We start from the raw sequence: 20,202 nt of genomic DNA, 5'->3' as shown, positions 1-20,202 counted from the left end.
TATGAACGCTCAACAGATTCATCAGCTGATTGCCCAATACCCGATTGTTAAAGACCTTATCGCACTCAAAGAAGTGGCATGGTTTAATCCCAATTTTACCTCACTGGTAGAAGGGCTGCCCTATGTCGGGTTGAAGCAAAAAGATATTGATGATGCCAGTGCACGTTTGACACGCTTTGCACCCTATTTGATGAAAGCTTTTCCAGAAACAGTAGTATCCCAAGGTATTATAGAATCCGAACTGACAGCTATTCCTCAAATGCAGCAACAGTTGGAACAGCATTTTGGGCAAGCGATCCATGGTCAATTATGGCTTAAAAAAGACAGTCATCTTCCAATATCGGGTTCAATCAAAGCCCGTGGTGGCATCTATGAGGTGCTTTGTCATGCTGAAAAGCTTGCGATTCAAGCACAACGCCTAAACATTGAAGATGATTATGCAAAACTGAATAGTCCAGAGTTTAAACAGTTTTTTAGTCAATACAGTATTGCGGTCGGTTCTACTGGAAATCTAGGCCTTTCTATTGGCATCATGAGTGCAAAATTAGGCTTTGATGTGACTGTGCATATGTCAGCAGATGCACGTCAATGGAAAAAAGATAAGTTACGTGCGCACAATGTCACAGTAGTTGAATATGCTGAAGATTATGGTGTTGCCGTGGAACAGGGCCGAAAAGCAGCATTAGAAAATCCAAACTGTTTTTTTATCGATGATGAAAACTCACAAACCTTATTCTTAGGTTATGCAGTTGCTGGGCAACGTTTAAAACAGCAATTAGAACAAAAAAAAATTTTGGTTGATCAACAACATCCTTTATTTGTTTATTTACCTTGTGGTGTTGGCGGAGGCCCCGGTGGCGTTGCATTTGGCTTAAAAATGGCTTTTGGTGATCATGTACATTGTATTTTTGCCGAGCCGACCCATTCACCATGTATGTTACTCGGTGTTGCAACAGGTTTACATGATGAAATTTCAGTTCAAGATCTGGGTATAGACAATATCACTGCTGCTGATGGTCTCGCTGTTGGGCGAGCATCTGGCTTTGTGGGTCGAGCCATGCAAAGGTTATTAGACGGTTTTTATACATTAACGGATGAAACTATGTATGTACTCTTGGGCATGCTCAATGATGCAGAACAGCTTAAATTAGAACCTTCTGCGTTGGCGGGTATGCTTGGACCAATTTTGACCAATCAACATCAAGACTATGCCGCGCTACATCACTTTAGCCAACAGCAATTGGAAAATGCCAATCATATTGTCTGGGGGACTGGAGGAGGAATGGTTCCAGATGAAGAAATGGAAAAATATTTAACCCAAGCGAAAGCCTATAAAAAATAATTTGTATAGCCTTGATTCTCACAGACCTTGATCTCATCAGAATCTGGGGCGATAGCAGATAAATAAAGTGATTATCCTCTATCGCCCCCCATTAAAGACTTGGGTCCGGATTTTCCCTATGGAATTAAACGATCCCACCATTGACTCGAAGGACTTGGGCATTGACCCAATTACTCGCCTCATTTACGGCGAAATCCAGCACTGCGGCAATATCTTCTACAGTGCCTAAACGCTCTAAAGGTGCAGCTTTACTTAACTGAGCAATCAATGCATCACTTTTGCCTTCAAGGAAAAGTTCAGTTGCCGTAGGCCCAGGTGCAATTGCATTTACCGTAATATTTTTTCCTCTTAACTCTTTGGCTAAAATAGCCGTTAAGGATTCTATGGCAGCTTTTGATGCAGTATAAACACCATAAGTTTCGAGCTTCATCCCCACTACACTGCTAGATAAATTAATAATTTTACCGCCCTTTTGCAGTCGCTTAGCAGCTTCACGCATGGTATATAAAGGGCCTTTAATATTAATTGCTAAAACTTGATCAATACTTTCATCGTCTAATTGTTCAATCTTACTTAATTTCAAAATCCCTGCATTGTTAATCAGCACGTCCAATCGACCATAGGTTTGAATTGCATAATCAAATAATGCAGTCACTTCATTAGAATGGCTAATGTTGGCTTTAAATAAACTCGCTGTTCCGCCTAACGCTTGAATACTGCTCAAAACATGCTCCGCCTCTTTATCATTACTGGCATAATTAATAATGATTTTATGGCCTTGCTGAGCCAATAAGCTGGCAGTAAATGCACCAATCCCGCGAGAAGCGCCTGTAATTAAAATCACTTTTTCTTGCTGTGTTTGACCTGTTGTATGCATGGTGATGACCTCATGGAATAAAATATACCTCTAATCGCGTCTATGATACTGTTCAGATAAAACCAGATAATCTAGTTAAATCTGACATCTTTATCCGAATAAATCGAACAATTGGAATGGCGTATGGATAAACTCAATGCAATGTCTGCTTTCGTCAATGTGGTAGAACAACAAAGTTTTACCAAAGCTGCGCAGATCTTAAACCTGCCACGCTCAACGCTGACTGATGCAATTAAACAATTAGAATTCCAACTCAATACGCGCTTATTGTTGCGTACAACTCGTCAGGTAAAAGCAACAGATGAAGGCCATATTTATTATGAGCGTTGCAAATATATCTTAGGTTATATCAATGAGTCTGATCATGATTTTCTTGATGCAAAACCTCAAGGGCCTTTAAAAATCGCAGTTCATGGTATTTTTGCTGCGTATTTTATTCTGCCAAAATTAGATGATTTTTTAACAGAGTTTCCACAGATACAGTTGCAACTCACCGAAAGCGACCGTTATGTAGATCTGATAAAAGAAGGCATTGATTGTGTGATTCGTATAGGTCAGCTCAATAACAGTGAGTTAATTGTCAGGCATCTGGGCGATATTCAACAAGTGACTTTAGCCAGTCCAAAATACTTAGAAAAATATGGCACACCACAACGCTTAGAAGATCTGCAAGCACATTTTATGGTCGGATTTTATTCATCTGCTCGACAAAAGCCACTGCCGCTTGAGTTTCTGACAGGCAAGAAAACACAGGTTTTTGAGTTGCCGTTGAAGATTCAAGTCAATGGTGCAAATACCTATGCAGCAGCAGCCAAACAGCATTTTGGGATCATCCAAGCACCACGTTATGGTTATTTATCTGAGCTAGAACAAGGCACACTTTGTCAAATTTTAACTGACTATCCTGTTCCATCCCTGCCTATTTCTTTACTTTATCCATCAAAAACACTGGTTTCACCACGACAAAAAGTTTTTATCGAATGGATTGTACGATTGTTTCAGGATAATCGATTGCTTTGAAGTTTGAATCACGCTGCTTGGGATGGATATGATTAACTAGCGCTCTCTCGCATTAATCCCCATAGCATTTATACACCAACACTCAATTCCTGACTCCAAGTTGAATCAGGTTGGTGATAAAGATGCCAACACATATTTTTAACCGAATCCATCAAGGCAATATTCTGACTATCCCAACTTTCCAACATACAATAAGTGATATGGATACCTTTAGGATGAAACTCTCTTGCCAAAGATTGTGCCAATGCCCGAATACTGGCAAACATACTCTGAGTTAAGCCATTATTTTCAGCGATCAGGTTGGGCTGTGTTCCTAGAAAGATCAAAGTTCCTTGTGACTTAATCAGCATCTGTCGAATGATCGCTTGGGAAATATTTACCGCAGCCAAACCAGTGTTTTGCCAAAGTTGTTCGATCTGTTGGGCTGAAGCATCGGAATTCGACAATGATTTTGAAAAATCAGCTTGGAAAATACACAGTTCAACTGAATGCCCTGTGCGGTGAATATAGCCCACTAAGTTTTTTAAAGCAGTCGGATTGATCAGATTCAAACGAACCCGCTTTAGACCTGAATCTTGTTGCTCAATCTTTAGATTGGTTTGCATAGGATCATGCTGAACTTGATATACAGGCATTGCCCTGTTATGTGCTTGATCCACAAAAAGCTGGCTGAGCGAGTGGGTTTCATTGCCAATAACAACAATACAGCCCTGTAGTTTGGATTTTTTTCTCAGCAATGGAGGAATTAAATTGTACATATTAGAATTTCTCCTGATAAGGACGTAAATCCAGTTCATGGGTCCATAAATCACGATTTTGTTGATAAAGCATCCAATAATTCTCAGCAATCGCTTCGATATTTAATCCACCTGTGCCTCGTGTTAGTCTCAGTAAGCGTCCTAAACCTAATACAGCCTTATTGACCCGATCACCATTGACCATGCCATCAACAATAATATGTGCAACATGGATATTTTGAGGCTTATATATCTGGGCGAGATGCAGTGCATAGGTGCGTAATGCGGATTTGCCCATAGTAAATGCCGCAAAAAAAGGTTTACCACGAAGAGATGCACTTGCCCCAGTAAAAATCAACGTGCCATATTGCTGTTGTTCAAAGATTTTTAAGGCTTGTTGCGACACTAAAAAAGCCGATAAAAAAGTAGAACGCCACATTTGAGTAAAAAATTGAAGAGAGGTCTTTAAAAAAATTGAGGGAATATTGCCCCCCACATTGTGAATAACAGCGACGAGATGCTCCTTTTGCGCATTCCTCTCCGCAAAAAAAGTCTGCACTTGTTGTTCATTTTCAGCATCCAAAGCATGTGCTACGGCGTGTCCACCTTGCGCATTGATTGAATCAGCCACGGCTTGCACTTTCGCTAAAGTACGCCCCACAACATGTACTTTTAATTTTTCTTGAGCAAAACGACGACAAACTGCTGCTCCAATTCCTTGTTCAGCCCCTACGCCCATAACAACCACACATGGAAGTGTTGCTATATTTTGAGATGTTGCATTCTGCGTATTCATAGCAAGTCTAACCATTGAGCAATAGAAGGATAAGCTTTAATTTTAGCGCCCCAAATTTTACTGGTGCGGACAATCTCTAAAAGCTGCGAACCTACTGCAATATCAGCCAGTGTTTTAACCTCGCCAACCAGCCATCCTGTTTGCGCCAACACCAATTCGATACGCTCTAAATGACGAGTAAATTCCGCTTCAATATCCTGCTTAGCCATACGACCTGTACCCTGCATTTTAAGTTGCAGGTTTAATGTTGCTTTGAGCAAGGGTTTTAACAGATATATTTCATGTTTGGGGCGACCTTTTGCACTCATTTCAACCGCATAATCTAAGGCATCAGCATCATTCACACGAAAGTGCATTTCATAGAAATATAACAACTCGTCTGACCAATCTTCCCAAAGTTCAACATAAGCCTTTTGTAAGGGATCAATAGGATATAACCGTGGTAAAGCTGGGTAAGCCTCATCTAGATAACGCGCAATACGTGTACTGTCCTGAATACGTTGACCATCAATATCTAGTACCGGAATCTTGCCTGCTTTACTGAGCATTGGCACCTTTGCACCCAGTACACCGTTATAATCCACAGTCCGATAAGCAATCCCTTTAAATTGCAACATTCTGGCAACTTTTTGGCAAAATGGTGAAATTTCCCATTGATGTAATACAACTGGATTCATTTTATATTCTCAGCTTAACTTTGGGTCGATTGACATTTGAAGAGCGACATCACAAGATCAACGCTTAATACATCACAGACCTGATTCAAAGGCGATAAATCAAAAAACCTGAATTAAAAGCCATGATCCAAAAATTCTGGTTCAAATCCATGATGCAGAAACAAAGTCTTTCAACGACGGATGATCATATTGGTTGCTGTGGCATGTGCATACAATTTTCCATCTTCATCTCGAAGATAACCTTCAGATATAACTAAATTTTTCCCTACGTTAATCACTTTTCCTTCTGCAATCAGCTTTTTATTAAACGGCATCGGCCGGCACATTTTTATCGCCAGATCTGTTGTTCCATAACCTTCACCCGCAGCTAATACTGTATGGGTGGCACAACCTGTAGCCGAATCAAGTACAGTTGCAGCAAAACCACCATGTACCCCACCCAATGGATTGCTATGACGTTCATCCGCAATTGCGATAAATACAATCCGACCGTATTCAACGTCTCCTACTTCCTCCATTCCCATAGTTTTTGCAATACCAGGCGCTGGCACCAGTCCTTTTTGGAATGCTTGCATAATTTCCAGACCCGTCATATTGAGTGGGTTCATCACTATTTCCTATTTTGATAAATATTTATTGAATAAATGTTGATTGTTCAGGGGATAAACCAATTTTTACTTTAGTTTGTGCGACAATTTCAGATTCATCGGTATCATTCGGATGAAAATTAAACTGATAATAAGAGAAAAATTGCGGTACCAGCTTACGATAGGCTTGCACTGTAAACCCAGCAAACTTAGTCCAAGACTTAAGGTTTAATAATTGTTTATCTCTCGACATCAACACCACTTGATATACATTAGAAAATAGCGTGATCAGCACAAGACTAAATGTAAAAATCGCTACGCGAGGAATGTAGGCATCTAAGCCCTTGCCATATAAGTATTCATACATGTCATAAGCCACGGCCTTATGTTCAGTTTCTTCTACACTGTGCCATAACCATAAATTACGAATGGTAGTATCGGTCATTAACTCATTGACATTTTTCATCATTTCTACCACCAAAACTGCGGTGTAATGTTCTAGACCCACAGTCACCAAGAGATTCCATTTCTTAGGGAAAGTGCGTTCAATCGCTTTTAATATGATTCCTGTGACTTTTTCTAAAGATTCAGGATCTAAACCATATTGTTGTGCACTAACATGAAAAGCATGATGTTCTTTAGAGTGCATGGCTTCTTGTCCAATAAAGGCACCAATATCACGATCTAATTGTGGATTGTTTTTAATTTTTTCACGCAAAGCGCGCACTGAACGGACAAAGTACGACTCACCTTCAGGAAAAAGCGTCGATAAACCTGTGAAGTAATGGGTAAAGGTTGGTTCGTCATTACACCAATACTTGGGCATATCCTGAAATTCATAATCCATACGACGTACTGGAAATGATGCAGGTGTTTTTTGCTTTGATTTTTCTTTCACCGCTGATATAGACATGGTTCACCTCAAGAATTTATCTTAAAATAACAAGTTCTAAAAAAGAACTTGATAAGTTAAAATAATGATCCATGTTGATCTTGTCAATGATGTGAATACGTTAAAGCTTCAGGTTGTCCTTAAATGACAGACCTGTTCCTATAAAGACAATCGATCTAAGTAAAAAAACTTAAAAACTGTTTTCATCCATCACTTTTTGACCAGATGCATGATTACGCACCCCATAAAATATAAACAATAAAATTAACCACTTAAAATAAAAATACTGAATTGATATCTAGATTTCAACAACAGTTCAAATTAAAATTAAACATTCCCCTCTAACCTCTCCATCAAAACCGATTAAGCTTTTCCAATTTTATTTTCTATTTCTATCTGGATTTCTGTCTCGATTTCTAACGCTATTGCCATGTCAATGATTTGTCATAAAGGTGACACCTTGCTGTCACAAGCGCTGTCTAATGTGTGGGCATCTTTATAATGGATGAAACACATGTTAAGAAAATCAAAACAATGGCTATCGTACATTTATATTTTCCCCATTTTACTAGCACTCACAGCTTGTAATGATTCAAATGATGATAAGACCACCACACAGCCTGATGGATCTAAAAAACCATTAATGCGTTGCGCACCATAAACATAAAAATACCAAAGGGAAATATTGTGATTAATCGTCGTCAATTTTTAGCAAATACACTTAAAACAAGTTTTGGTGCTGCTGCCTTATCTACATTTCCAGCCAGCATTCAAAAAGCATTGGCTATTCCTGCAAATAATAAAACAGGAACCATTCAGGATGTCGAACATGTGGTTATCCTGATGCAGGAAAACCGTTCATTTGACCATTATTTTGGTACACTAAAAGGCGTTCGTGGTTTTGCCGACCGCTTAACCATTCCTTTGCAAAATGATCGTACTGTATGGCAACAACAACGAAGTAATGGTGCTTTATTAACACCTTTTCATTTAGATGGATCGAGTAATAATGCACAACGTGCACCCGGTACAAATCATACTTGGGTGGATAGCCAAAAAGCATGGGACAACGGCCGTATGTCAAACTGGCCCACCCATAAAACTGATTATGCAATGGGTTATTTTAAAGAGCAGGAAATCCCTTATCAGTTTGCTTTAGCCAATGCTTTTACCATTTGCGATGCGTATCACTGTTCAATGCACACGGGTACAGATGCCAATCGTTCATTTCATTTAACGGGCACCAATGGTGCAGTACCGACCAGTACTGCGTTTGTGAATAATGAATGGGATTGGATTGATGGTGATCCCAAAAACGTTGATGTCGGCTACACTTGGAAAACCTATGCTGAACGTTTAGAAGAGGCAGGTGTTAACTGGATTTGCTATCAAAATATGCCGGATGAATGGGGTGATAACATGCTCGGTGCATTCCGTACCTTTAAAAAAGCCAATATTGCCTCAGGTTACCCAGTTTCAAGTGGTGGTGCGCCGAATAGCCCATACAATAAAGCAGCGCAACCGTTACCTTATAAAGCTTATGATGCCACAACCGATAATGCTAAAAATCCACTGTATAAAGGTATCGCAAACACTCTGCCCGGCAATAAACCCGAAGAGTTTTTAGATGCTTTTAAAAATGATATCAAAACAGGCAAACTTCCCCAAGTGTCTTGGATCAATGCACCATCCATCTATTGTGAACATCCAGGTCCATCAAGCCCAGTACAAGGTTCTTGGTTTATTCAAGAAATCTTAGATGCTTTAACAGCAGTGCCAGAGGTTTGGAGTAAAACCGTTTTCTTGATCAATTTTGATGAAAATGATGGTTATTTTGACCATGTTCCGTCTCCATCAGCACCGACCTTACAAGCAGACAATACGTATGCAGGTAAATCCACACTTAGCCAAGCTGATATGCAGTATGAATATTATCTACATGATGCGCCACTAGGAAGCAACAGCCAGCCTAAAAAAGACAATGGTGTTTATGGACCGGGCCCACGAGTACCACTCTTTGTAATTTCACCGTGGAGTCGTGGTGGTGTGGTTAACTCTCAAGTGTTTGATCATACGTCCGTATTAATGTTTTTAGAACAACGCTTTGGGGTAAAAGAAACGAATATCAGCCCTTATCGTCGTGCCATTTGTGGTGATTTAACCTCAGCATTTAATTTTAAAACCCCAAATGAAGATGTTCTGCCAGAATTAACAGGTAAACAAACCCGTGAGCAAGCAGATCAACTTCGTTCAGCTCAACAAAAGCTGCCCAATGTTCCGATTCCAACCAATTTACAACTTCCAATTCAAGCCAGTGGTATTCGCCCGTCTAAAGCATTGCCTTATGAATTACACACCAGTGCACGTTGTCAAAATGATGGAACAGTTAAACTCATGTTCTCAAATACAGGGACTCAAGGCGCAGTTTTTCATGTCTATGACAAGTTAAATCTCAGCCGTGTCCCACGTCGTTACATTGTAGAAGCGGGTAAAACACTGGATGATGTTTGGAATGTGAAAAAGGATAATCAAGGTTTGTATGATCTTTGGGTAATGGGACCGAATGGTTTTCATCGCCATTTCAAAGGTGATTTAAATCGTAATCAAACCCTGCAAATCAATCCTGAAATTCGTGTGTGTTATGATATTGCCAATGGTAATGTTTATTTAGACCTGACCAATACGGGCACAAAAGATGTTGAACTGGTCATTAATCCAGTCGTCTATCGTAGTGACGCAGCGTTAAAAATCACTGTAAAAGCAGGTCAAACATCAACACGACATTGGGAACTGAAAGATACATGGCAATGGTATGATTTTGCAGTAACTTGTACTCAGGATACTAAGTTTTATCGACGCTTTGCAGGACGCGTTGAAACAGGAGCAGATTCTGTCAGTGATCCAGCGATGGTTTAATATTTAAGCAATTGTAAATATTCAATTTTTTAGATTGTTAACACTGAATCAAATTTAACAGCACCTCAGATTTTATTTAAAACTGGGGTGCTTTTTTTAGTGCTTGCTTAGGAACAGGTCACCCCTTCCATCACCACAGCTTTATTGGCTTCTGTTGCAACTACAGAAGCGGCAATCGCTTCAACCACCTTACTCAATGACTGCCGTGAAACACTGACTATATCAACAATTTTGTTGCCATCTGCACCAACTGCGTCGGTAAATGCCATTCGACAACTGAGTTGTCGGTTGGGCAACACAGCATTGTGTGTTGCTGTTGGCTGATTTAAGGGGCGGGCTGGATCATCACGTTTAATAATCCAAGCAACCGCCACCTCAATATCCCGATTCATCGCTCCCATTAACGAACGTGTGTTGGAGTGTTCGATAATATCAAACCGAGAAAAGTCGGTTGCAACACGGTATGACACTTTACCACCAGTCATACCACTACTATAACGATCTACAGCACCTAATTTCTGTTGTAAGCCTGCAGACAACCCATCACGTAACTCAGCGGCCAAAGTGGACGTCCAGCGTTCATTATCCAATACATTAGATTTACCACTGCTGTCCTGTAAGACTAAGGGTGCCCTGTTTAAACGGTCTGGCAATCCCACTGGCAGTACTTCAATTACCCGTACATTTGAACTCACCAAGGGTTTAACTGTTGGGGTCAAGGTATAGTAATTTGGAGTAGGCGAACTGGAACAGCCAATTAAACCTACAATGGCCAGTAGCAGTCCACAACCTGCTCGACTAGACTGCGGTAAATAGGACATAAAATGTGGACTATTTTTTTTATTTACCATTTTTAACCTCAGGCGTTTTCCCACGAATGAGTGATTCAGGGTGTTGTTCAATATAGTCTGCCATTAACTGTAAAGATGCGGCAGCACGTGTCATTTGCTGTAAAGCACGGCGAACATCCTGTTGCATTGGCGCGTCACTCGACAAAATAGTTTCAGTAGAGCGCATGGTTTTACGTACATCATCCAAAGTCGCTTGTAGTCCTGGTGCAACTTTACCATCTAACTGCTTCACTAATTTATCTGTTGAGCTAATCGCTGAGTTCATATTATTGAGGGTTTTACGTACATCCTGCCCAATTTCTACCAATGGGAATTTATTCAATTTATCTGCAATTTGCGATACTTGTGCTTGTAATCCCTTCAACTCGGTTGGTGTGGTTGGAACCTCAATCACACCATTTGATCGGATGATTAAGTTTGCTGGTTTTGCTTTAGGGAATAGATCAAAGGCAATATAGTTCTGCCCTGTGAGTAAATTTCCTGTACGCATTTGAGCACGCCAGCCTCTTTCGATGAAGCGTTTAAAAATTTCACCATCAGGGTCTAGCTCTTTACCGTTGGCTAAACGAGATGGATAAATCACCCCCTCAGCCCGCATACGAATCTGAGTGTAATTTGCATCAAATTCAGCATTAATTGACTGTATATTACCAATTTCAATTCCCATAAAGTCAATCGGTGCACCTGCTGACAAACCACGTAGAGACTGATCAAAATACATAATAATGCGATGAGGATTTCCATCAGGCTCTTTCAATGCTTCAGTACGAGAATCCCATAAATTAAAACGGCTTTGATCCGAAGCAACAGCAGCATGTGAATTCTCAGGATAACCGAATGCAATACCGCCTGCGATAATACTCACTAAAGACTGGGTATCTAGCTTAAATCCTGATGCACTTAAGCTGACATCGACACCACTGGCCTGCCAGAAACGTGCATCGGTTGTCACGAACTTATCATAAGGTGCTTGAATAAAGGTCTGTAGCTCAACACTCTTTCCATCTTTGGCCAATTGATAAGCAGTAATTTGACCCACATTGATCTGACGATAATAAATAGGAGAGCCAATATCCAGTGAACCTAAATTATTGGCTTTGAGGAAAAAGATTTTCCCCGGTACATCTGATGAAATGACTGGAGGAACTTCTAAGCCAGTGAATTCATCCTGTTTTTGTTCAGCCTTACCGCCATCAACCTCAATATAAGCACCCGACAATAAGGTATCAATTCCTGAAACACCACTGGCACCAATGCGAGGACGAACCACCCAGAATCGTGAATCTTTTGCAGCAAAATTACTGGCATCCTTACGTAGTTCAATTTTGGCAATAACATGTGAATGATCATCAGCAAGATCAATTTGGCGAACAAGACCGATATCCACTTGTTTAAAGCGAACGGTTGTCTTACCTGCAACCAACCCTTCAGCGGTTCTAAAAGCAACATTAATGGTCGGACCAGTATCTAATACCGCTTTGACTGCCAACGACAGACCGATCAGCAATGCAATAAACGGAATCAGCCAGATCAACGATGGTCGCCAGCGTCCTTTATTTTTCTCAGGTTCAGGTAAAATCTGCTGCGTTTCATCTACAGCATGAGGATCCTGATGATCTGAGCTTTCGTTATTGGTTTTATTTTCAGACATACACACCCATCATTGTTTTATTGACTGGAATTAGATAAATCATGATTCAAGGGAGGATGATCCACGTGAATCACATCTGAGCCTTGCAGGGAAAGCCCGTTCTTGTTACGCGTATTCTGGGCAGCAGAATAATTATCCCAAATAATACGCGGGTCAAAACTCAGTGAAGCAAACATGGTTAAAACCACGACTGCACCAAAAGCAACCGCGCCTGGTCCAGCAAGAATAGTTGCCAGTGATTGAATCTGAATCAGGGCGGTCAATAAAGCCACCACAAAAACATCAATCATCGACCATCGACCGATAAACTCAACGATCCGATAAAGCATTGAGCAATGCTCAGGTGAAAAATGCAAACGTTTAGAAGACTGCATTTTTACTGCAATCAACAGAAAACACAGAATCAAAAGTTTTAACATGGGAATAAAGATACTGGCCATAAAAATAACAGCAGAAACCAAATAATCCCCATTCTGCCAAAAATAGATCACACCACTCATGATCGTATCTTGCTGACTACCTAACAAAGAATCTGTGACGGTCATCGGAAGTACATTGGCTGGAATATACAAAATACTCGCAGCAATCACCAAAGCAAGGGTTCTGTCTAAGCTCTTTGGTTTACGTTGATGCAGCACACTATGACATTTCAAGCAATGTGAAGCGTGTTTTGCTTCAGCCTCTGGAACCTCTTTATTGAGCGTTCCACAGCAATGACAAAGCACTAAAGACAAATCTTTGGCTCTTGGATATTGCAGCGAATTGTTACTGTCTATATTCGCTGAGTATTTTGAAAAATTAGCCTGAGACGGTTCAGTTTTCATGTAAGTCTCCTGTCGATCTCATCCCAAAGATCTTTGACTTTTACTGAGGCAATATAAACCAGTAATACACTCAGTATGGAGAATCCCCATAATGCAACGCCTGGAATCACCACAACCATTCCGACCAGTTTAACCAAGGTAACCAATACCCCAATCAAAAATACCTCAACCATTCCCCATGTTCTAAATAAAAACAAGGTACGAAATGCTGCAACTAAATAACGAGGCCGAACTTTACAGAAATGAACTGATGAAAGGACATAGAACAGCAGTAACAAATCCAATAGAGGCACCACGAAAGTCGTGATAAGAATCAGCACACCTACCGGCCCTTGCCCAGCATGAAACATCGCCCATGCAGCACCCAGTAGGGTTGTCTGGGAATCATTACCCTGCAATTCCACCTTAACAATCGGAAAACTATTGGCAATCACAAATACGATCAGCGCTGTTGTGACCATTGCCAATAAAACACTAAATGGCTTGCTTTGCCGATAAAGCTCAGCACCACAACAGAGACAATAAGCACGTTCACCTTGGGTCAGCTGAATTCGATGATAGAGCGTGTCACATTCCTCACAGGCAACCAGCGTTTGCGGTGCAATATCACCTTTTTGAATCAATGCTTGCTGATTCATGGGCACAGAAACTGGCGGATAGGAGGACGGCTCACGCATAGAACATCAACACCATTTTATAGATTCTTTTTAGACCGAAGCTCATCTTGCTATATTTTACTGAGATGTATACAGATGAGTTGTGATATTTTTTGATGATATCCTGTTGGTTTTATATAAACAATTGATCTGGCGAAATCTAGTCTAACAATTGACCATGCATTTTATCTATTCTCAATATCAACATATATTTTGACATGATTAAATACACAGTCGTTGCACCAAAAAATCGATAAAGACACGGGTTTTTGCAGGCAAGGTTCCCGTATTCGGATAAAGCAATTGGACGTTTTGTACAGGTAAATCAAAATCAGCTAACACCCGAGTTAAACGATTTTGCTGAATATCTTCATCGACCAACCAAGCTGGAGATATCGCAACACCCAATGAAGCAAGTGTCATCTGATGTATCGCTTCTGCCGAATTAGATTCATACTGACTTCTAACAAAAGGCAATGTATGTTTTTCACCTTGATCATTTTGTAAAACATATTGCGCATCCTGCCAATTCAATAAACGATGACCAATCCAAGGAACATGTGCTAAATCAGCAATACTATTGATCGGATAACGTTTTAAAAATTCAGGGCTGGCAACTAAATAAATCGGATATTCAGCAATTTTTCGTGTCCGCATGGATGAGTCTTTTAAGTTTCCTAACCGAATGACCAAATCTAATTTTTCAGTGACCAAATCATCTAAAGAGGAATTAAAAGAATATTGTAGTTGTAATTGAGGATATTGGTGGCAAAACTCCCCCAGCAAAGGCAAGATGAATTTCCGCCCAAATTCATTGGTCGATGAAAAACGTAATATCCCTGTGATACTTGTGGCTAAGTTTTGACTGCGCTCAAAAGCTTCTTCGATTTGCAATTGAATGTGTTTGAAATCCTCATAAAAGCTTTTGCCTATTTCAGTCAGTGCGATATTACGCGTATTACGGATCAGCAAACTCACATTTAAATGCTGTTCTAAATGCTTGATATCAATACTCACCATCGATCGACTTAAACCCAAAATCTCTGCTGCCTTGGTAAATGATCCTGAATCAACCACTTGCAGAAAACTTATAATCTGTTTTAGGTTTTTTTGCATAATCACACTGATTGTTTGAAATTATTAAACAATGATTTTACTTCGCATGCATCGACAATAAAAGGACTGAATCGTACCCTCCTGCATCTTGGAGGTCGCTATGTCATATCGCTATAAAATAGCAACAGTGTTTTTACTTGGGTTCTTTATTGATTGCATCAATATTTTCATGTCTGCAATTGCCTTACCCGATATAGCAACAGCTTTCTCAGTCAGCCCATCGATGGTTGCATGGGTAAGCAATGCTTATATTTTAGGTTTGGTTTTAATCATGCCCATGAGCTTATGGTTAGCAAGCGTATTGGGTGATCGGAAATTGCTGTGTTATTCAATGCTGCTCTTTTCCGTCAGCGTTTGGTTGATTGGCATGAGTGAATCAATCCATAGTTTAATTTTTTGGAGATTTGTTCAAGGTGTGGCTGGCGGATTATTAATCCCTGTCGGTCAAGCATTGGTATTTGCACTGTTTCCAAACCATGAACGGCAACGTATCTCCACAATGATCATGGCAATTGCATTAATTGCACCAGCCTTTTCACCAACGATTGGCGGCATAATTATTGATGCTTTATCTTGGCGTTGGGTGTTTTTTGCCAATATTCCCTTTACCATGATCACTGCTTTTTTAGCGTGGCGATGGATCAAAGAAAATAAAGCTAAAACGTCTGGGAAACCTGACTTTTTAGGACTATTTATGGTCAATGTCAGCCTGTTGTGTTTGTTACTCTCTTTCTCATTATTTAACGATTACCATAGTGTTGTACTCGCGATCAGTAGCTTTCTACTTTCCGTCACAATGCTTCTGATTTACCTCAAATACGCGAAAGGATCTGCTCATCCGATTCTTAATTTGCAATTGCTAAAAAATTATAATTTACGCAATGCATTTATCGTTTATTACGCAGTACCCGGTATTTTCACTGGTGTGAATTTACTGAGTATCTTTAATTTACAACGTAACCTTGGGTTTAATGCAAAACAGACTGGCTTATTTATGCTGCTCTATGCAGTGGGTGCATTGGTATCGATGACCAGTGGTGGGCTTCTCTATCGTCATCTCGGTAAAAAGCAGCTTTTTATAATCGGTATTACACTACATAGTTTAGGAATTTCACTGCTGTTCTGGGTTTCAAATGCCAATGATTTAAGTACCTTAATTGTTGCTTATCTACTGATGGGAATGGGGGGTGGTCTAAGTGCCAATACTGCCCAAATCAGTGCCCTCATCGATTTTAACGGCCAAGACTTATTACAAGGCAGTGTGCTGTGGAACATTAATCGACAAGTCGCTTTTAGTTTAGGTACAGTTGCCCTTATTTCAATCTTTAGTCTGTTGCCTGCTGCAAATGACTTAATACGTTATCAGCATACTTTTTTGCTTGCAGCTGTGCTGTGCCTTTTATCATTAATTTCCATTTTCAAGGAGAAAACCCATGTCTAATCCTATGGACAATGCATTACAACATGTCATCGATTTACATATTTTGATTGAAAACGTATTTACAGGTCAAAATGCAAAAGAAAGCCTAAATCAACTCTTAGCCAGTTTTGACCCAAATTTTAAAATGATTACGCCGCAAGGCAATGTCATTGGTTTACCCGAAATAAATGCCTTGTTTAGCCAAAATGTAGGTAATAAACCTGCGTTAAAAATTAAAATCTTGAATACACGTGCTTTATTTGAAGCAAACAACCACTGCTGGATTCAATACCAAGAACATCAACAAAGCCATGAACCTGATACATTACGCATATCGACGGCTTGTATCAAAGTTGAATCTGGTCAATGTTATTGGGTTTATCTACATGAAACATTGGTCAATTTGGCCTCATCGAGTTAAATTGTGTGAAGAGTTTATTGATGTAAACAGTCTAAATTGCTATTCATTAAACCTCAGTAATTAACTAACACCAATCCAACCAGTCCTGTGATGGATTTTCCTGTAATAAATTAGGGTTATTTTTTTTTGCCTTTTCAATAGATTCTAAATTAATCTCAATTGGAATTAATATTTTTTTATTTTTTTCATTAGGACTATCCTCTTCCAATAAAATTTTTTCAACATTTAACACCAATTCATTTTCAAGTTTTTTTAAATAACCAATAATGGAAGCTCTATGAAATAAAAAAGACTCACCTCCTATAGGAAATATTACTTTTTCATTAAGAATATAAATAATATCCCTATTTGAAATTTTTAATTTCACCGTATCTTTATAATTTATTTGCAAAACCTCATCTAAAAAAAATAAATTATTATTTAAGATAGTTAACCATCCCTCCACTTCTACTTTTTTCTCTAAATAATCAATATTCAAAAAAATCAAATCAGAAACTTTCATTTTACTTTCCTATAATAATTGCATTAATATTCAGCAAGGCGTCGAGCTTTTTTAAGTAAGCATTCTCAGCGCGTAAATAGAGTAGTTCACGTTGAAGTTCAGCAGTTGTTTTTTCATGATCTGGTTTATCAACAATATATTTATTTTTAGACATGGATACTCTTCCTTTAGACTTTGGTTCTAGTCCAAGTATACCATCGGTTTGATAGATTTTACGCCATACACTAATCAAACTCGGGGAAGAAATACCAAAACGAAGAGAAGTATTAGATAAACTTAATCGCTCATCCTGCATAGTTGTTAATACGTTATATTTAAATTCAGCTGCATAAATTGTCTTATTCTGTTTTGACTTTATTTCATCAATTCCACCTAAGTCGAATTGAGCCAACCATTTAGAGACATCCTTATCACTAATCGAAAAATGCTTGGCTGTTGATAAGCTAGAATGGCCTTGAGCATAATAAGCAATGACTGCTTGTTTAAACTTTAAATCGTATTTCATAAAAATACCCTATAAGTTGTGTCCAACTTATAGGGTCAGTTCACATGAATAACAGCCCTTTTATTTTATCGATACCTACTAATCATGCAGTAGATTTAAAAATTCATCAAAAGTATCTGCTACTTTTATAACATGCATCTTACTATCACCATTTTCATCTTCTACATAATTACCACTAGTGGATCATCAGTCGCAGGGTTTTTGCGATAATCAAAGGCTATATAATCACCTCTAGCAGTATTACCAAATACAATTACTTTATCATAGCTATATTCATCAGGTTGGTTACGTTCAATTGCATTTGATTCCTTTATAGAGTTCTGAAATATTAGGAAATCTTCCTGATCGTAAACTTCCTTTTTTTCATAACCATAACCATAACCATAACCATAACCATAACCATAACCATAACCATAACCATGAAACGATATATCTGCTATTCCAACTTCACCATTATACTCTTTAAAATAAAAATGCTCTTTTAGTGGTCTAAGAGCATTATATTTGGACAATAAATTAATATAACTTTTGAGTAGTCCAATCCCTTTTTGATCAAAAAATCAACAATAATAGATGTATCAATCTCACCATAGTCTCTATAAGAAATGATTTCCACAATTAATTACTTACCTTTATTTAAAGATTTCTTTCCAACATAATATATCCTCTCCACCTTACTAAAAAAACATAGAAAGGAGAAAAATCAATAAATAACAAAATCATCTGGATGTGTATCTAAATCAAGTAATCGCTTTGATTCTCTTAAATATATATTTAATATTTCTTTTGAAACAAAAACATTCAATCTAGAATCATATTCATAATGAAGCATAGCAGTTGCAATTGTATCTAGAAACAAAAATAGTTCTTTATCTGTTATTTCATTTCCTTTACTTAATATATTTAAACGTAGCATAACATTCTTATTTCTTAAATTTAAATAATCTGTCAAGCAATCAAAAAAAGCATCAGGACTTGTACCGCCAAAATAATATTTATAGCCTGAAATTATAGGATTATCATGAGGATAATCTTTATAAACATGTTGACCAATAAAATCAGTTATATCGCCAATAAAATTTAATGATTTGTCGATCATAATTTCTATAATTGGTATATTTTTTTCGTAGTGTTCCGCGCAAAAAAAAGCATATAATTTGGATTCACTCATTTTAATTTTCTCCAGGTATTACCATAAGGTTTATTGCTAGGTGAAATTGCTTTATTTGGATCAGGTCGACTTTGCCCATAATGATTCGGTGAGTACCACATTGATCCATCACTACCTTCTACAATCCGTTGTAGTCTTCTTCGATTAGCACCATTATTAAACATTACTTACTAAAAATTAGCCTTATTGAAAATTAGGATTTACACTATTTTATATATCTTCCAACATTAAATTCTATTTGGTCGAATGTTAAGACTTATTAAAATACCAGCTCTAAATATGAGCCTGCTAATCTTTATTAGATATAGAGTCATTTTTATTGACTCTTATTTTACAACAAGATAATAACAAGCTATCACATACTCAATTAAAAAATTTTATTAATTAAATAAAAAATTAAGACCTTCTCATTTCCAATATTTTCTCCCAAGCCACACCGCACCAAATATCTGGTTTAATTTTAATATAATTTCCACCATAATATTCATATAAGCGTTCTAAGTCACTTAGTGTTAAAAAACCGACTATTGATTCTGAAAAGAACAATGGATTTTGATTTTTTTTCGACCTCATATAGCTCAAAATTATTCTAAATGCTTTATCAATACACCAATTAATATCATGAATATAAAACTGACGCTTATAAAAATTTTCTTCTACACTTTTAATTAACTTAACAAAATTTTTATCAGCATCCATATAAAAATCACTATCAATACTTAGATTAGTAAAAAAATTTCCAAAGTTTCAACACTTTCTTCACCATTTTCATCGATATATGTTTCACCATGTACATATATTTCAATTTCACTCTTAATATTTACAACCTCAGCATTAGCAACAAGATCTGCTAAATCCAATACCATACCATTCTCAGCAAAAATTTTCTTAAGATTTAAAATCTCTGAATAAAAATCATATTGATTATTTTTTTGTTCTTCAACAATCCAAGCAGAATGCCCCATATTATTTACCTTTCAATATATTTTCCAATTCACTTTTACCAGATACAATCTTAATTTTATCACCATATTGATTTTTTAATTTTCTTGATTCACTATCTAGACCTCTTGCGAAAGTAGCTATATAAATCATTTGGGCTTTATGCAATACCTTATAAATCAAAGATCATGTCTACTCAAATTTTGACTTATACAAGAGATTTAATATTTATAAAATTATTTTTCTTAATTTAAATATGCTTCTTTAGCAGAATATATTCATCTAAATTTTACTAAAAA

The 20,202-nt window shown here is 37.9% G+C and carries 22 protein-coding genes; 5 read left to right on the top strand and 17 right to left on the bottom strand.

Annotated features, from left to right (window positions below):
* Window position 1: 1 nt before the first annotated feature.
* A complete protein-coding gene (locus tag AC2G3J_RS04370) occupies window positions 2-1,342 on the top strand; it encodes a D-serine ammonia-lyase (protein WP_483770706.1) in 1,341 nt (446 codons plus the stop codon).
* Between the two features lie 124 nt (window positions 1,343-1,466).
* On the opposite strand, the gene AC2G3J_RS04365 is transcribed toward AC2G3J_RS04370, so the two are convergent.
* Window positions 1,467-2,219, bottom strand: coding sequence for an SDR family oxidoreductase (locus AC2G3J_RS04365; protein WP_483770705.1), 753 nt, complete (start codon window positions 2,217-2,219; stop codon window positions 1,467-1,469).
* Window positions 2,220-2,342: 123 nt separating this feature from the next.
* Here AC2G3J_RS04365 and AC2G3J_RS04360 point away from each other — a divergent pair, with 123 nt between their 5' ends.
* On the top strand, window positions 2,343-3,239 hold the full coding sequence (locus AC2G3J_RS04360) for a LysR family transcriptional regulator (RefSeq protein ID WP_336951984.1): 897 nt from the start codon (window positions 2,343-2,345) through the stop codon (window positions 3,237-3,239).
* 68 nt (window positions 3,240-3,307) lie between these two features.
* On the opposite strand, the gene AC2G3J_RS04355 is transcribed toward AC2G3J_RS04360, so the two are convergent.
* From AC2G3J_RS04355 to AC2G3J_RS04335, 5 genes are all read right to left on the bottom strand, one after another.
* Window positions 3,308-3,997, bottom strand: a complete 690-nt coding sequence (locus tag AC2G3J_RS04355; RefSeq protein WP_483770704.1) for a Rossmann-fold NAD(P)-binding domain-containing protein — start codon at window positions 3,995-3,997, stop codon at window positions 3,308-3,310.
* Between the two features lies 1 nt (window position 3,998).
* Complete coding sequence (locus tag AC2G3J_RS04350; protein WP_336951987.1) at window positions 3,999-4,772, bottom strand: SDR family NAD(P)-dependent oxidoreductase; 774 nt, start codon at window positions 4,770-4,772, stop codon at window positions 3,999-4,001.
* On the bottom strand, window positions 4,769-5,449 hold the full coding sequence (locus AC2G3J_RS04345) for a glutathione S-transferase family protein (RefSeq protein WP_483770703.1): 681 nt from the start codon (window positions 5,447-5,449) through the stop codon (window positions 4,769-4,771). Before AC2G3J_RS04345 ends, AC2G3J_RS04350 begins: the two co-directional genes overlap by 4 nt.
* Window positions 5,450-5,619: 170 nt before the next feature.
* Window positions 5,620-6,057 (bottom strand): PaaI family thioesterase, encoded by a 438-nt coding sequence (locus AC2G3J_RS04340; protein ID WP_419359810.1) that lies wholly within the window; start codon window positions 6,055-6,057, stop codon window positions 5,620-5,622.
* A gap of 25 nt (window positions 6,058-6,082) precedes the next feature.
* Window positions 6,083-6,949, bottom strand: coding sequence for a metal-dependent hydrolase (locus tag AC2G3J_RS04335; protein ID WP_419820098.1), 867 nt, complete (start codon window positions 6,947-6,949; stop codon window positions 6,083-6,085).
* A gap of 666 nt (window positions 6,950-7,615) precedes the next feature.
* On the opposite strand from AC2G3J_RS04335, the gene AC2G3J_RS04330 reads away from it, so the two are divergent.
* Window positions 7,616-9,844, top strand: coding sequence for a phosphocholine-specific phospholipase C (locus AC2G3J_RS04330; protein WP_419329008.1), 2,229 nt, complete (start codon window positions 7,616-7,618; stop codon window positions 9,842-9,844).
* 107 nt (window positions 9,845-9,951) lie between these two features.
* Here the strand turns inward: AC2G3J_RS04330 and AC2G3J_RS04325 are convergent, their stop codons facing one another.
* From AC2G3J_RS04325 to AC2G3J_RS04305, 5 genes are all read right to left on the bottom strand, one after another.
* Window positions 9,952-10,695 carry a PqiC family protein gene (locus AC2G3J_RS04325; protein WP_419359812.1) on the bottom strand — a complete coding sequence of 248 codons (744 nt, stop codon included), beginning with the start codon at window positions 10,693-10,695 and terminating at the stop codon, window positions 9,952-9,954.
* Window positions 10,685-12,352 carry a PqiB family protein gene (locus tag AC2G3J_RS04320; RefSeq protein WP_336951994.1) on the bottom strand — a complete coding sequence of 556 codons (1,668 nt, stop codon included), beginning with the start codon at window positions 12,350-12,352 and terminating at the stop codon, window positions 10,685-10,687. The genes AC2G3J_RS04325 and AC2G3J_RS04320 overlap by 11 nt, the downstream gene beginning before the upstream one ends.
* Window positions 12,353-12,363: 11 nt before the next feature.
* The gene (locus AC2G3J_RS04315; protein ID WP_336951995.1) at window positions 12,364-13,170 is read right to left on the bottom strand and encodes a paraquat-inducible protein A; all 807 of its coding nucleotides are present in this window, start codon (window positions 13,168-13,170) and stop codon (window positions 12,364-12,366) included.
* On the bottom strand, window positions 13,167-13,808 hold the full coding sequence (locus AC2G3J_RS04310) for a paraquat-inducible protein A (protein WP_419329022.1): 642 nt from the start codon (window positions 13,806-13,808) through the stop codon (window positions 13,167-13,169). The genes AC2G3J_RS04315 and AC2G3J_RS04310 overlap by 4 nt, the downstream gene beginning before the upstream one ends.
* 240 nt (window positions 13,809-14,048) lie before the next feature.
* Entirely contained in the window at window positions 14,049-14,942 is an 894-nt protein-coding gene (locus tag AC2G3J_RS04305) for a LysR family transcriptional regulator (RefSeq protein ID WP_336951996.1), read from the bottom strand.
* Between the two features lie 100 nt (window positions 14,943-15,042).
* Here AC2G3J_RS04305 and AC2G3J_RS04300 point away from each other — a divergent pair, with 100 nt between their 5' ends.
* Window positions 15,043-16,383, top strand: coding sequence for an MFS transporter (locus AC2G3J_RS04300; RefSeq protein WP_483770702.1), 1,341 nt, complete (start codon window positions 15,043-15,045; stop codon window positions 16,381-16,383).
* Complete coding sequence (locus AC2G3J_RS04295; RefSeq protein ID WP_483770701.1) at window positions 16,376-16,783, top strand: hypothetical protein; 408 nt, start codon at window positions 16,376-16,378, stop codon at window positions 16,781-16,783. The genes AC2G3J_RS04300 and AC2G3J_RS04295 overlap by 8 nt, the downstream gene beginning before the upstream one ends.
* Window positions 16,784-16,847: 64 nt before the next feature.
* Here the strand turns inward: AC2G3J_RS04295 and AC2G3J_RS04290 are convergent, their stop codons facing one another.
* From AC2G3J_RS04290 to AC2G3J_RS04265, 6 genes are all read right to left on the bottom strand, one after another.
* A complete protein-coding gene (locus tag AC2G3J_RS04290) occupies window positions 16,848-17,285 on the bottom strand; it encodes a hypothetical protein (RefSeq protein ID WP_419359818.1) in 438 nt (145 codons plus the stop codon).
* Window position 17,286: 1 nt separating this feature from the next.
* On the bottom strand, window positions 17,287-17,790 hold the full coding sequence (locus AC2G3J_RS04285; RefSeq protein WP_419359820.1) for a helix-turn-helix domain-containing protein: 504 nt from the start codon (window positions 17,788-17,790) through the stop codon (window positions 17,287-17,289).
* Window positions 17,791-17,951: 161 nt separating this feature from the next.
* Window positions 17,952-18,302 (bottom strand): hypothetical protein, encoded by a 351-nt coding sequence (locus AC2G3J_RS04280; protein WP_483770700.1) that lies wholly within the window; start codon window positions 18,300-18,302, stop codon window positions 17,952-17,954.
* A gap of 191 nt (window positions 18,303-18,493) precedes the next feature.
* Complete coding sequence (locus AC2G3J_RS04275; protein WP_419359822.1) at window positions 18,494-18,961, bottom strand: hypothetical protein; 468 nt, start codon at window positions 18,959-18,961, stop codon at window positions 18,494-18,496.
* A gap of 396 nt (window positions 18,962-19,357) precedes the next feature.
* Window positions 19,358-19,660, bottom strand: a complete 303-nt coding sequence (locus tag AC2G3J_RS04270) for a hypothetical protein (protein WP_483770699.1) — start codon at window positions 19,658-19,660, stop codon at window positions 19,358-19,360.
* 20 nt (window positions 19,661-19,680) lie between these two features.
* A complete protein-coding gene (locus AC2G3J_RS04265; RefSeq protein ID WP_483770698.1) occupies window positions 19,681-19,926 on the bottom strand; it encodes a hypothetical protein in 246 nt (81 codons plus the stop codon).
* Window positions 19,927-20,202: the final 276 nt, after the last annotated feature.

The organism is Acinetobacter legionensis, from assembly GCF_057165765.1.
This window is presented reverse-complemented; position numbering and strand designations above follow the sequence as displayed.